Genomic DNA, 13158 nt, shown 5'->3' with positions numbered 1-13158 from the left:
CCGCCTTGGGTTGGGTGAAACACCCTTGATTTTATTCGACTGGCGGGCCGCCAGCCCTCGGTGCGCCCGGTAGCCTGCACGGGCTCAGGTCTTGCGCGCGGCAGCCACGCAGGCTTTCAGCACCGCCGTGTCACCCAGCTGGTTGGCCATCAGCAGGATCAGCCGGGCGTTCAGCAGCTCGGATTCCTCCCGGGAGAGGCCCTGGTGGGCGTCCAGCAGGCACTCGTAAAACGCGTCCGCGTCCTGAAAATGCAGGCGTGACATCAAAGGGGTGTCGGGCTTCATGCGGTGTCCTTTGCGGTGTGAGCGCCCAGCGCGGCGGCAACGGCATGAACCACCGAGGCGTCCACGCTTTCGCCGGTCGCGGCAACATGGCCGTCAGGCCGCAGCAGCGCCCAGGCATGGCCAAAGACATGACAAGTCGCCTGCAGATGGCTTTCGCGGTCTATCACGTGTTCCACCGCCGTGGCCCGTTCGTCAGGCCCGAGCACCTGCACGCAGCGGATACCGGCCTCTTTTGAAAGCGCCGCCAGTCGCGCCAGCCCGGCGCCGGACACATCGCCAAACACCAGCAGCAAAAGCCGCCCATGCGCCCAGGTCAGCAAGTCCAGCAACTCGCCGGGGCTGCCGTCGGCCCAGGTGAAGCCCACGTTCTGCGTGGCCCGGCCGCCCGCAGGCCCGCAGACGCCTGACCGTGTGTAGTGGTTGGGGGCCGACATGCGCCCCGTGTTGACAAGCTGCCGGGCAAACAGGTGCTCCCGCGCCAGGCTCAACGCCGCCGTACGAAACAGCCGTTCCGCGCCATCAGCCGGCCGTAAAAAGCGCGCGGTCCGGTTGGTCACCAGCACATTGTGTTTCGCCGCCTCATGCCGCTCATGGTGATAGCTGTCCAGCAGCGCAGGCGCGGCGCGGCCCTGCAGCACCGCCGCCAGCTTCCAGGCCAGGTTGTCGGCATCTTGCACGCCCGAGTTGCCACCGCGCGCGCCGAAAGGGCTCATCACATGGGCCGCATCGCCGGCAAAAAACACCCGGCCATGGCGCAGGCTGTCCAGGCATTCGCTACGGTAGGCATAGGGGCCGACCCAGACGATCTCGTAGTCGGCGTCGTCCAGCAGCTGGCCTGCCTGGCTTTTGAACTGCGCCTCCAGCCGGGCGCGCACCACCTCTTCGCGGCTGACTTCCTCGGGGTTCGCGTGGGGCGGCATCTGGTAGTCGATGCGCCAGACGCCGTCGGCCATCAGGTGCTGCCACACGGCGCGCCCTTCGTTAAAGGGCGCTTCGATCCAGGTGTGGCGCTCCACCGGCGGCGGGTTTTTAAAGCGCACATCGGCAATGCACCAGCGATCATCGCCTTTTTGCGCGGTCACCGTTGCGCCGCACCAGGCGCGAAACGGGCTGCGCGAGCCGCTGCAGTCGATCACGTGCTCGGCCTGCAGGGCGTAACTGCCCGCCGGCGTTTCAAGCTGCAGCGTGGCGAAGTCGTCGTTTTGTTCCAGCGCCGTGACGCGGTGGCTCCAGCGGATGTCGGCGAGGCGGTCTTCCGGCGCAGGCTGATAAAGCTGCTCCACCAGAAAGCCCTCGACATAAAACTGCTGGATGTTGATGAAAGGCGGCTGGCGGCTCAATGAATGGGTCTGCTGCTGACGCAAATCGAAGGCATAGACCTCGTCGGCCCCGGCAAAGGTGCGGCCCACGCTCCACTGCACACCCTTGGCGGCGATGCGCTCGTAAATGCCCAGGCGCTTGAAGATCTCCAGCGTCTTTTGCGCGTAGCAGATGCCGCGCGACGATGCGCCCTTGACTCCCACGGTGTTGTCTTCGTCCAGCAGCAAGGCCTTGACGCCGTACTGCGCCAGCGCGCAGGCCAGCGTCAGGCCGGTGATGCCGCCGCCCACGATGACGACCGGGTGGCGTTTGACTTCGCCGGTGCGCAACTCGGGCGGTGCCACAAAGGGGTATTCGGGCAGGGTGTAGCCCGAGCCCTGGGCGAATTCATAGCCGTTGGTAAAAGCTGTGCTCAGCTTTGCCGGTACTGCGCCCCGAATCGGGTTTGTCTCCTGCATGGGTGTTCCTGCGGGTTTATGAGTATTTTAGGCGTCTAGCCCAGGTACTGCCTTGGCTAATGGCTATAAAAAAAATAGCAAATAGATGCCGTTACGGCGGATTTTGAATTTACCTATTCGTAATAAATTTACTATAGCGTAACTCCGGAGGCGAGATTCAACGCCTCCCTTTTAACGAAGCGACTATGGCGAACAGCCTCTCAATTGAGAATTGTTATCAATTGGGTCGCACCAATAGCTTTTGTTGAGGTTTTACATTGATTCCAGCAATTAGACGAAGCGCCTCAACAGGTCTAAGGTGTTCTGGTCTTCGGCTGTTCGTGGCTTTGAAGTGCGCGGCGTTGAAGCATTGGCGATTTGTTCATCCATCAACCACGAAGGAGATTTCCCATGGCTGCTCTTAAAGGCTCCAGGACGGAAGAGAACCTGAAAGCCGCATTTGCCGGCGAATCACAGGCCAACCGCCGCTATCTGTATTTCGCGAACAAGGCTGACGTTGAAGGCCAGCCCGATGTCGCGGCGCTGTTCCGCTCTACCGCGGAAGGTGAAACCGGCCACGCCCACGGCCACCTCGAATGGCTGGAGCAATGCGGCGACCCCGCCACCGGCCTGCCGTTTGGCGCCACGCGCGACAACCTCAAGTCCGCCGTGGCCGGTGAGACCCACGAGTACACCGACATGTACCCCGGCATGGCCAAAACCGCCCGTGACGAGGGTCACGACGAAGTGGCTGACTGGTTTGAGACGCTGGCAAAAGCCGAACGCTCACACGCGAACCGCTATACCAAGGCATTGGCCGAACTGGTTGACTGATTGATCCCTCGCTGCGCCGCCAAGGCGTGGCGGGTTTTGGAAAAGATTCCGCACGAGAGTCTTTTCTCAAACCCCACCTGAGATTTAAAAAGAAGAGGCAAGCATGGCCACAGAAGGCAACCTCCAGGCGCCCACGCGCCACGCGATCGACTGGAAAAACCCGGACTTCTACAACGAAGACGCTGCCCTTCACGAGATGGAACGCATCTTCGACATCTGCCATGGGTGCCGCCGCTGCGTGAGTTTGTGCGGCGCTTTCCCTACGCTGTTTGACCTGGTCGACGAAAGCAAGACCGGCGAGGTTGATGGTGTGGACAAGAAGGACTACATGAAAGTGGTCGACCAGTGCTACATGTGCGACCTCTGCTACATGACCAAGTGCCCTTATGTGCCGCCGCACGAGTTCAACCTCGACTTCCCCCACACCATGCTGCGCGCCAAAGCCATCAAGTTCAAGAAGGGCGAGGTGGGTGCGGGTGAACGGTTTTTGTCGTCCACCGATGTGCACGGCCAGTTCGCGGGCATTCCCATCGTGGTCCAGGTGGCCAACGCGGTCAACAAAACCAAACCGGCCCGCGCCGTGATGGAAAAAGTGCTGGGCGTCGACAAAAACGCCTGGCTGCCCGACCTGGCCACGAAAAAATTCCGCTCCGGCGCGCTGGAGTCGCCGCCCCACGCGGTGAAAGACGGCGCCAAGACGCCCGGCAAGGTCGTGATTTATTCCACCTGTTACATCAACTACAACGAGCCTGGCATAGGTGACGACCTGCTCAAGGTGCTGGACCACAACGAAGTGCCCTATGTGCTGGTCGAAAAAGAAAAATGCTGCGGCATGCCCAAGCTGGAGCTCGGCGACCTCGCTTCGGTGAACACCAGCAAGGAGGCCAACATCCCGGTGCTGGTGAAATACGCCAAAGAGGGCTACGCCATCCTGAGCGCCGTACCCAGCTGCACGCTGATGTTCAAGCAGGAGCTGCCGCTGATGTATCCCGACGATGCCGACGTGCAGCTCGTCAAGGAACACATGTGGGACCCGTTTGAATACCTGATGGCCCGCAAGCGCGACGGCCTGCTCAAGACCGAATTCAGCAAGCCGCTGGGCAAGATCAGCTACCAGATCCCCTGCCATGGCCGCGTACAGAACATCGGCAAGAAAACCGAGGAAATGCTCAAGATGGTGCCGGGCACCAGTGTGCACACGCATGAGCGCTGCTCGGGCCACGCCGGCACCTTTGGCGTGAAGGTGCCCTACCACCAGCAGGCCATGAAGATCGGCAAGCCGCTTTTTAAAGCCATGGCCAGCCACAAAGACGGCGGCCTGCCTGACGTCATCAGCAGCGACTGCCCGCTGGGCGGCCACCACATCGCCCAGGGCTTTGACGTCAACAGCCTGGGTGCACCGCCGCAAAAGCACCCGCTCACGCTGATACGCACGGCCTACGGCCTGAAATGAGATCACACCATGAAGACCACCGGAAAGATCACCCGCGAATCCCTGATGACGCTGGAGGCCTACAGTAAATACCGCAAGGAGAACAAGCCGGCCATCATCGCCCACCGCAAGCTGCGCAGCGTGCGCCTGGGTGAGCACATCAACCTGCAGTTTGAAAGCGAAACCAGCATCCGCTACCAGATCCAGGAAATGCTGCGCGTCGAGAAAATCTTTGAAGAAGAGGGCATAGAGCAGGAGATCGAAGCCTATGCCCCACTGATGCCCGACGGCAGCAACTGGAAGGGCACACTGATGCTGGAGTACCCCGACGTCAACGAACGCAAGCGCGAACTGGCCCGGCTCATCGGTGTGGAAGACCGCATGTTTGTCGAAGTCGAAGGCCACAAGCGTGTTTACGCCATTGCTGACGAAGACATGGACCGCGAAAACGACGAGAAGACCTCGGCCGTGCACTTTGTGCGCTTTGAGCTGGACCCGGCCATGTGCGCGGCCGTCAAGGCAGGCGCCAGTGTCAAGCTCGGCTGCGACCACACGCATTACCCGGCGCATACGACGATTGCAGCGGAAACGCTCGCCTCTTTGGCCAGCGATCTGCAGTAGTTGAAGGTTCATGGCCGTGGCGCCATCCTCCTGTCGTAAAGTGGGGGTTTCGCCTTACTTGCCTTACCCCTACGACTCAAAGCATGCTGTTTCTCATCTCGCCGGCCAAATCCCTGGACTACGACACGCCGCCGCACGTCGCGACCCACACCCAACCCCTCTTCACCCGCCAGTCGGCCCAGTTGATTGACGTGCTCAAAACACGGACCCCGCAGCAGATCAGCGAACTGATGAAGCTGTCAGATTCGCTCGCAGGCCTGAATGTCGCGCGCTACCAGGCCTGGTCGCCGAAATTCACCGCGAAGAATTCCAAACAGGCCGCGCTGGCATTTGACGGCGATGTGTATGGCGGCCTCGATGCAAAAACGCTAGGCGACGCACAACTCGCCTGGGCGCAGGACCATGTCTGCATCCTGAGCGGCCTTTACGGCGTGCTGCGCCCGCTGGACCGCATGCAGCCCTACCGGCTTGAAATGGGCACGCCGCTGGCCACACCCCAAGGCAAAAATCTTTACCAGTTCTGGGGTTCGCAAATCTCCGCTTATCTGAACGAGCGCGCGGCTGCCCACACCACACCGGTCATCGTCAATCTCGCCAGCGAGGAATACTTCAAGGCCGTGGACCGCAAGACGCTCAAGGCGCGCGTGGTGAGTTGCGTGTTTGAGGAATACAAGGCCGGCAAGTACAAGGTCATCAGTTTTTTTGCCAAGCGCGCCCGCGGGCTGATGGTGCGCCATGCGATCGAAAAGAAGCTGTCTACCGTCAGGAAGCTCGAGAGCTTTGACGTCGAAGGCTACCGGTTTGACCCCAAAGTGTCCGAGCCTGACCGGCTGGTGTTCCGCCGCAAACAGGCCGCCTGAGCAGCCCGGCCCCGCATGAGCACCCCCGCCCGCACCGACCAGCAGCTCACGCCGGAAGTGCTGGCGTGGATGACGGCGCAGGCAAACCTCGGCCACTCCAGGGACGAGATTTTTAACGCCATGCTGGCAGCCGGCTGGAACCGCGACGCTGCCACGCGGGCGGTGCGGCTGACGCCCGAAGATCTCGCCGCAGTGGTTGTGCCTGCGCTGGCTTTGCCGGTCACCAACAACATGGTCGATGCCGGCGACAAGTGGGTGGAAATACTTTTTTTCGCCCAGGTGCCCAATGTCATCGTGCTGGGCAACCTGCTGGGCCCGAGTGAATGCGAGGCGCTGATGGAGGCCGCCCGGCCGCGTCTGGTGCGTTCACTGACGGTGGACACCAAGACCGGCGGAGAGGAGCTCAACCCTGACCGTACCAGCGAGGGCATGTTTTTCAGGCGCGCTGAAAACGCCGTGGTGCGCCAGGTGGAGGCACGTATTGCCAGAATCTTCGGCTGGCCGCAGGAAAACGGCGAAGGGCTGCAGGTGCTTCACTACGGGCCCGGCACCGAATACAAGCCGCACTACGACTACTTTGACCCGACCGAGCCCGGCACGCCCGCCATACTGCAGCGCGGCGGCCAGCGCGTGGCGACGCTCATCATGTACCTGCATGAGCCCGAAGAGGGCGGCGCCACGGTGTTCCCCGATATCGAGGTGCGGGTGGCGCCGCGGCGCGGCAATGCGGTGTTTTTCAGTTATCCGCAAGCGCTGCCTTCCAGCCTCACGCTGCATGGCGGCGAGCCGGTTACCACTGGCGAGAAATGGATCGCCACCAAATGGCTTCGGCAAAAACAATTTGATTAACACCTCTATTGGGGCTCACTGCGTTAGCCCCCCCCTTGCAGGGGGCGGCGCCTGCGGTCTGGCAAAGCCAGTCCCGCGGAGAAATAGTTTCACCCCCGTCCGGGCTCACTTCGTGTAGCCCGTTCCCCCCTTAAGGGGGCGGTGCCAGCGGCCTGGCAAAGCCAGTTCCGCGGCCCCTGCTTGCGGGTGAGCCTGCGTGACGCATGGGGGACGCGGTGATTGACGCGATTCGGGGAGTGCAGACCATAATCAGTTATGAAAATACGCGCCAACCACATTGACATCGAAGTTGAAGACACCCACCCGGGCGACGCCACCGGTCGGCCGGTGGTGCTGCTCATCATGGGGCTGGGCATGCAGCTGATTGCCTGGCCGCCGGCCATGGTGCAGGCGATCGCTGATGCGGGCTTTCGTGTGGTGCGATTTGACAACCGCGATATCGGGCTTTCGCAGCACTTTGACCACCTCGGCTCGCCTAGCCTTTTGTGGGAGGGCCTCAAATTCCGCATGGGCTGGCGCATCCGGCCGCCCTACAGCATTGAAGACATGGCCGCCGATACCGTGGGCGTGCTGGACGCGCTGCAAATCGGCAAGGCACATGTGGTGGGTGTGAGCATGGGCGGCATGATCGCGCAGCGCGTTGCGGTGCTGGCGCCATCGCGCCTGCTCAGCCTGACCAGCATCATGAGCTCCAGCGGTGCGCGCGGCCTGCCAGAAGCCAGCCCGGCGGTGACCCGCGTGCTGCTCAGCCGGCCTGCCGGCAGAGGTGTGCAGGCCGCCATCGACCACACGGTGAAGCTGCTCAAGGCCATCGGCAGCCCGGGCTTTCCCATGGACGATGCCGAGATACGCGAAAAAGTCGCTGCGGCGGCGCAGCGCAGCTTCCATCCGCAGGGCGTTCTTCGCCAGATGGTGGCCGTTGCCGCTGACGGTGCCCGCGCCTCCGCACTTGCCAGGGTGACGGCGCCGACGCTGGTGGTGCACGGCCAGGCAGACCGGCTGGTGCCCATGGCCTGCGGGCAGGACACGGCCAGGCGCATCCCTGGCGCACGTTTCGAAAGCATTGAAGGCATGGGCCACGATTTGCCGCCGGGTGTTGTCGACCGTTTGCTGGCTCTGCTGATTCCCCACTTCAAAGCGACAAGCTGATACAGCCCCATGGCTTGGGGCTTTGTGCGGGGCGCTTTCAGCCTGGCAGCGGTTAGCGGCGAAAATGGGTGCATGAACACCCCTGAACAATCCCAGCTCGGCAAAACGTCGGCCTATATCGACCAGTACGACGCCTCGCTGCTGTTCCCGATACCGCGCGAAGGCAAGCGTGCCGAGATCGGCGTCACCGGTACACCGCCGTTTTTTGGCGCAGACATGTGGACGGCGTTTGAGCTGAGCTGGCTCAATATGCGCGGCAAGCCGCAGGTGGCACTGGCCCACATCACCGTGCCTTGCGAGTCACCCAACATCGTCGAAAGCAAGTCCTTCAAGCTTTATCTCAACAGCTTCAACAACACGCGCTTTGCCGATGCGCGCGATGTGCGGGAACGCATTCGCGCCGACCTGAACGGTGCTGTCGGCATGGGCGTGGGCATCAAGACGCTGGGCCCCGAGCTGTTCGACCGCGAGCCCGTGCATGAGCTCGACGGCCTGAACCTGGACCGGCTGGACGTCGAGTGCATTCATTTCACCCCCACGCCCGAGCTGCTGTTTGCCGAGTTCGACGAACCGCCGGTGGAAGAGACGCTGACCAGCAACCTGCTCAAGAGCAATTGCCTGGTCACCGGCCAGCCCGACTGGGGCAGTGTGCAGATCCGCTATGCGGGCCCGCAGATCAACCAGGAAGGCCTGCTGCAATACCTGGTGAGCTTTCGCAACCACAACGAGTTCCATGAACAATGTGTGGAGCGCATCTTCATGGACATCTGGACGCGCTGCAAACCCATGAAGCTCTCTGTGTATGCGCGCTATACACGCCGCGGCGGGCTGGACATCAATCCGTTTCGCACCAGCCATCCGCAGGCGCTGCCGCCTGCCATTCGTACAGCCCGCCAATAACTGCCAATGCAGTTTGCTATTAAATTAATAGCTGCTTGCGCTCGTCCTGTATGGGCTAGAGCCCGAATTCATTGAAATTCTTGATCGGTGCAAGGCCGGGAAAGCTCGCCGCGCGCTTTTCCTTCATGGCGGTAACCGCCTCACGGACATGCGCGTTGCTCCAGATCGCGCCCTGCAGCCAGCCCATCTGCTTGAGCGCATCGTCCACCGAATGGTCGCGCGTGTAGTGGATCGCCTGCTTGGTGCCCCAGATGGCCACCGGTGGCTTGGTGGCAATCTCGCCGGCGCACTGCATGGCGGCTGACAGCATCGCTTCGGCTGAGTCAAACACCTCGTTGACGAGGCCGTAGCCCAGCGCTTTGGCCGCCGGCATTCGCCGCCCTGTATAAGCCAATTCCTTGACGACCGCCAGCGGCACCAGTTTGGGCAGGCGCTGCAAGGTGCCCACGTCGGCCACCATGCCGATGTTGATTTCCTGGATGCAGAAGAATGCGTCGGCCGTGGCGTAGCGCAGGCAGCAGGCCGTCACCATGTCGACCGCCCCGCCTATGCAGCCACCCTGGATGGCGGCAATCACCGGAATGCGCAGCGTCTCCAGCTTGGTGAAGGTGGCCTGCATGTCGCCCAGCATGTCAAAGATGGCGGCGCGGCCTTCGGGGCTCTGGTCGTCCATGGCGATGTCGCTGCCAAAGGTTTCCAGTGCCATGCCGGCGCTGAAGTGCTTGCCGGTGCTGGAGATCACCAGCACGCGCGCCTCGCCAGCCTTGTGGATGTGTGTGAGCGCCGCGTCCAGCTCGCGCCAGAAGGTCGGGTGCATGGTGTTCATCGCCTCGGGGCGGCTCAGCACCAGGTGGGCGACGTGGCCGGTGATGTTGAGGGTGAAGCAGGTAAGAGGGGGGAGGGGGGTGGCGTTCATGCCGCCACTCTAAGCTAGAACCTATTTACGACCTAAATGGGGCCGCGCAAGCGCCTTCTCGGGATGGGATGCAAGGCGCGGTGCGCTGCCCATAGCCAGCTATGGGCTAGCGCCGCAACGCCGCAGACCGCCCGAGAAGGCGCTTGCCCTCCGGGTTGGGGTGAAATCGGGCGATTGAGCCACCCAGGCTCTTGCATGGGCATTAGCCCATGCGGCGATCCCGGTCGGCCCACTCATCCCGATTGCACCCCAACGCGGCCCCATTTAGGTCGTAAATAGGTTCTTGCCCCATCTATGCCACAAGGTCCAGCCAGTCACACCTGAGACGCCGCGCAATGTGCGCCCGTGCCCGTACATAGACATACAGCCGCGGCGCCACTGTGCCCAGCACGCACAGCGGGTAGGCCCAGGCCGCCTCAAAAGTAAAGGCCGGCAGCCAGCCCATCCAGCCCATCACCCAGGCCGTCAGCACTATCTCCCAGAGCTGGCATTCAAGCGGGTGCGCCGCTCGCTGCGTCTCGCGCCAGTCCTTGACGCGCTGCAACTGCGCCAGCGTGATGGGGTGCCAGTACGACGACCGGACAGGTAGTGATGCCTTGGACGGGTCAGAGGGATCAGACATAAAGCCTCCGTGCGGAAGCTTCAATGTAAGTTTCGTGAAAGGTTCTGTCAATGACCCGAGAGGCCTGAAAGACGCCAAAAAAGCGTCGAAAGATTTCTGGATACGGCCAGCTAAATCCGGCGGCGGCGCGGCACCACGCTCAGCTGCAGCGTGAGCTTGCCGGGCGAGGCCGTCACGGTATAAGCCTGCGGCGCTATGTCGATCAGCTGGTCGGCATGCCAGACCTTGATCTGCGCAGCGCCTTCGGGCAACTGCTCGACCTGCGCTACGCCGTCGGCGTTTGTCAGCACGGCCCAGGGCGATTCGCTCACATAGACATGGCCGCGCATGGAGCCGTGGATATGGCAGCCCAGCAGCACGGCGCCGGCCTTGGTGAAGGTAGCGTCAGCGGTTTTGGCGGGTTTGCCTTCGGGCTTGCCGTCGAGCCGTAGCTCGAATCCCTCGCCCGGCGTTGCGTTGAACTGCGCCGCGCCGGCGGCCGAGCCGCGCACATGGTGTTCCCACGGATCATTGTTGACGAACTGGGCCTTGGCGCCCAGCGCCACCACGCTGACGGCCGGCACAAAACGCATCTTTTCCTGGTGGATCGTCACCTGGGCGGGCAAAGGGCTTTGGGGCGCCCCGGTTTTGGCGGAAGGCACCACGACGACTACGGCGTCCGGCGCCGGCTTGCCTTCCTTGTCGAGCACTTGAATGGAAATGTTTCCGGCTGCAGACCATATAGGTAGTGCGCAAGCAGCTATGAAAAACAGAGCAGTTGGCAGCATCCGGAAGGCAGGGCGTGTCAGCTTGGGCATGGGATTTCTTTCGGCTTAAGCTTCGCGGGGAGTCAGCAATGCCAGCACAGCCGCCACCGCGAACAGCGCCAGGACATCACCCCAGAGGTGCCCCATGTTGTGGTGGCCCTGAAACGACTGCACTGCCATCACCCCGCCGTGTGCAATGCTGGACCAGACGGTAAACCAGATGAGGCTGCGGTGCAAGAGAGGGTTACGGGCGGCAAGCATGAGGAAGATCCCCAGCGTTGCGTAAAGGGCGAGGATCATCTCCAGGTAGTACGAACGACCTTCCGCATGCCACGACCAGCCTGAAGGCCAGATGATGGTGAGCGGCCACAAGCCGAAAGTGAACGTCACCCCTATCAGCACCAGGGCAATGCGCAGGTATTTGATGCGATCAGCGTCAGTCATTGTTTTCTTTCGGATCATCAGAGGTCGCGCACTCAGAGACCCGCTCTTTGTGCGCCGGGAGGTGAGTGGCAACAGGAGACCATTGCAGCGCATACCGCGCCGCAATGGTGGCGGTTCAAGGGCGGCTTACTTGGCGGCCGGCTTGTACTCGGCCACGGCCTTGGCCAGGTCGCGGGTTTCCTCACAGGTGGCGCAAATTGCCTGCAGCTTGGCCAGCTGCGCGTCGGCCTGGGCTTTCTGGTTGGTCTTCAGGTAGGCAATGCCCGAGTATTCCAGCGCACCCTTGTGCTTGGGGTCCAGCGCCAGCGCCTTGCCATAGGCGGCAAAGGCATCGTCGTACTTGCCCATCCAGCGGTTGGAATAGCCGAGGTAGTTGTAGGCGTCGGCATTTTTCGGGTCCTTGGCCACCACCTTGTTAAAGCTGCTCACGGCCTCCGACCAGTTCTTGGCGCTGATGGCTTTTTTACCCGCCGCGAAGTCGTCGACCTGGGCGTTTTTGGCTGGTGTGGTTTCGATGTCGGCAGCCATGGCTGCACCGGCCAGGGCCAGGGCGATGACGGGCAATGCGACCAAGTTGCGGATGGAAAAAGTGTTCATGTCGGGCTCCTTGAGATATCAGTTGATTGAAACGCGCTGCAAACCAGCACCTTATACAAACGGTATGACAGGGAAAACGGATGCAGGGCGAGTTGTAATTTATTTGTAAACACAACGGCGGCTGCGCTTGATCGATGGCAGGCTCGCTGATTTCTCATCTGATGGGGAAAGCTGGGCAGCCGCGGGATCACTGGCAGGGCGCTGAAGTCAGCATTTTTACCGCGGTCAAAAAGTCGCCCGGTTTGACCCAGCTCACGTTCCAGTCGCCGGATACAGGGACTTGACGCTTGTGAGCGATGACCATGCGGTGCTTTGGTACCACGAGGATGTATTGCCCATGGACGCCCCAGGCCATGTAAGCGCCACTTAGTGGCGAATCGGCCGGCTCTTCCAGCGTCCACCAAAGGTAGCTGTAGCCAAAGTGACGGCTGGCCGTGCGCGCCGGATGCATTTGCGCGGCCGCGGTGACGGGTGTGGTGATTCGAGTGGCCCATTCTGGGGGAATGAGTTGCTGGCCGCGCCAATTGCCGTGTTGGAGCATCAAGTAGCCCAGCCGCGCCATGTCTCTGGTTGACAAGAAAAAATGATAGGCGGCGTGCCGGGACTTTGTAAGGTCCCCGGTGCGCTGGTGACGAGCGAGGTCGAAGTCTTCAAGCTGCAGCGGCGTCGCAAGATCGTCCGCGAATGTGCGGTAGATGCTGCGATTTGTCAGCGCCTCGAAGACTGTGCCCGCAGCGTTGAAATCCCAGTTGTTGTACAGAAAATAAGTGCCGGGCACTTGTGAGCCGCGCGGTGGCGCCGATGCCAGGTCATCGCCTGTGTTGGCCGCCGGGTGATAGACGCCAGAGCGCGCTGTCAGAAGGTGGCGCAACTTTGCCTGGCGCTCCAGAGGCAATAGACCACCCAGGTCGTCAATGTCGAGGTCGGCCAGTGTTTTCTCTAGATCGATCGTGCCATCTGCGACATATTTCCCATACAGCATCGCCAGCACACTTTTGCGAGCCGAAAACACGATGCTGACGGTATCGACGGGGCCATAGCTGAACAACACCCGGCCGTCCTGCACTGCCAGAACTGCGGTGGAATCAAGGGTTCGCAAGTAGTCGCGTGCAGCATCCAGGCGCTCATGACACGCGGGGCTTAGTG

Annotated in this window: 15 protein-coding genes; 7 read left to right on the top strand and 8 right to left on the bottom strand. The window is 61.8% G+C overall.

The window, feature by feature from the left end; all coding sequences use genetic code 11:
- Positions 1 to 84: 84 nt before the first annotated feature.
- Both AC1DYR_RS04960 and AC1DYR_RS04955 read right to left on the bottom strand, forming a co-directional pair.
- Complete coding sequence (locus AC1DYR_RS04960; RefSeq protein WP_477704082.1) at positions 85 to 285, bottom strand: DUF2783 domain-containing protein; 201 nt, start codon at positions 283 to 285, stop codon at positions 85 to 87.
- The gene (locus AC1DYR_RS04955) at positions 282 to 2063 is read right to left on the bottom strand and encodes an FAD-dependent oxidoreductase (protein ID WP_477704081.1); all 1782 of its coding nucleotides are present in this window, start codon (positions 2061 to 2063) and stop codon (positions 282 to 284) included. The genes AC1DYR_RS04960 and AC1DYR_RS04955 overlap by 4 nt, the downstream gene beginning before the upstream one ends.
- A 390-nt stretch (positions 2064 to 2453) precedes the next feature.
- Between AC1DYR_RS04955 and AC1DYR_RS04950 the strand changes: the two genes are divergently transcribed.
- From AC1DYR_RS04950 to queF, 7 genes are all read left to right on the top strand, one after another.
- Positions 2454 to 2876 carry a rubrerythrin family protein gene (locus AC1DYR_RS04950; RefSeq protein ID WP_477647317.1) on the top strand — a complete coding sequence of 141 codons (423 nt, stop codon included), beginning with the start codon at positions 2454 to 2456 and terminating at the stop codon, positions 2874 to 2876.
- Positions 2877 to 2979: 103 nt separating this feature from the next.
- Positions 2980 to 4329: a (Fe-S)-binding protein gene (locus AC1DYR_RS04945; RefSeq protein ID WP_477671241.1), complete on the top strand. Its 1350-nt coding sequence runs from the start codon at positions 2980 to 2982 to the stop codon at positions 4327 to 4329.
- Between the two features lie 9 nt (positions 4330 to 4338).
- On the top strand, positions 4339 to 4929 hold the full coding sequence (locus AC1DYR_RS04940; RefSeq protein ID WP_477694808.1) for a DUF3501 family protein: 591 nt from the start codon (positions 4339 to 4341) through the stop codon (positions 4927 to 4929).
- Between the two features lie 83 nt (positions 4930 to 5012).
- Positions 5013 to 5789 (top strand): peroxide stress protein YaaA, encoded by a 777-nt coding sequence (gene yaaA, locus AC1DYR_RS04935; RefSeq protein WP_477704080.1) that lies wholly within the window; start codon positions 5013 to 5015, stop codon positions 5787 to 5789.
- A 15-nt stretch (positions 5790 to 5804) separates the two neighbouring features.
- Positions 5805 to 6638 (top strand): 2OG-Fe(II) oxygenase, encoded by an 834-nt coding sequence (locus AC1DYR_RS04930; protein ID WP_477704079.1) that lies wholly within the window; start codon positions 5805 to 5807, stop codon positions 6636 to 6638.
- A gap of 255 nt (positions 6639 to 6893) precedes the next feature.
- A complete protein-coding gene (locus tag AC1DYR_RS04925) occupies positions 6894 to 7787 on the top strand; it encodes an alpha/beta fold hydrolase (protein ID WP_477704078.1) in 894 nt (297 codons plus the stop codon).
- A 72-nt stretch (positions 7788 to 7859) separates the two neighbouring features.
- Positions 7860 to 8687: an NADPH-dependent 7-cyano-7-deazaguanine reductase QueF gene (gene queF / locus AC1DYR_RS04920; protein WP_477700284.1), complete on the top strand. Its 828-nt coding sequence runs from the start codon at positions 7860 to 7862 to the stop codon at positions 8685 to 8687.
- 55 nt (positions 8688 to 8742) lie between these two features.
- Here queF and AC1DYR_RS04915 read toward each other — a convergent pair whose 3' ends face one another.
- The 6 genes from AC1DYR_RS04915 to AC1DYR_RS04890 form a co-directional block, all read right to left on the bottom strand.
- Positions 8743 to 9603, bottom strand: a complete 861-nt coding sequence (locus tag AC1DYR_RS04915; protein WP_477704077.1) for an enoyl-CoA hydratase-related protein — start codon at positions 9601 to 9603, stop codon at positions 8743 to 8745.
- A 292-nt stretch (positions 9604 to 9895) separates the two neighbouring features.
- Positions 9896 to 10225 carry a hypothetical protein gene (locus AC1DYR_RS04910; RefSeq protein ID WP_477704076.1) on the bottom strand — a complete coding sequence of 110 codons (330 nt, stop codon included), beginning with the start codon at positions 10223 to 10225 and terminating at the stop codon, positions 9896 to 9898.
- A 110-nt stretch (positions 10226 to 10335) separates the two neighbouring features.
- Complete coding sequence (locus AC1DYR_RS04905) at positions 10336 to 11022, bottom strand: cupredoxin domain-containing protein (RefSeq protein ID WP_477704075.1); 687 nt, start codon at positions 11020 to 11022, stop codon at positions 10336 to 10338.
- A 15-nt stretch (positions 11023 to 11037) separates the two neighbouring features.
- Entirely contained in the window at positions 11038 to 11415 is a 378-nt protein-coding gene (locus AC1DYR_RS04900; protein ID WP_457279460.1) for a DUF6632 domain-containing protein, read from the bottom strand.
- 126 nt (positions 11416 to 11541) lie between these two features.
- The gene (locus AC1DYR_RS04895; protein WP_457279459.1) at positions 11542 to 12012 is read right to left on the bottom strand and encodes a tetratricopeptide repeat protein; all 471 of its coding nucleotides are present in this window, start codon (positions 12010 to 12012) and stop codon (positions 11542 to 11544) included.
- A gap of 187 nt (positions 12013 to 12199) precedes the next feature.
- Positions 12200 to 13111, bottom strand: coding sequence for a serine hydrolase domain-containing protein (locus AC1DYR_RS04890; RefSeq protein ID WP_477704074.1), 912 nt, complete (start codon positions 13109 to 13111; stop codon positions 12200 to 12202).
- Between the last annotated feature and the right edge of the window lie 47 nt (positions 13112 to 13158).

It is taken from the genome of Polaromonas sp. P1_F9, from assembly GCF_056405615.1.
Note: the sequence above shows the minus strand (reverse complement) of the source record. Positions and strands in the feature narration are given on the sequence as shown.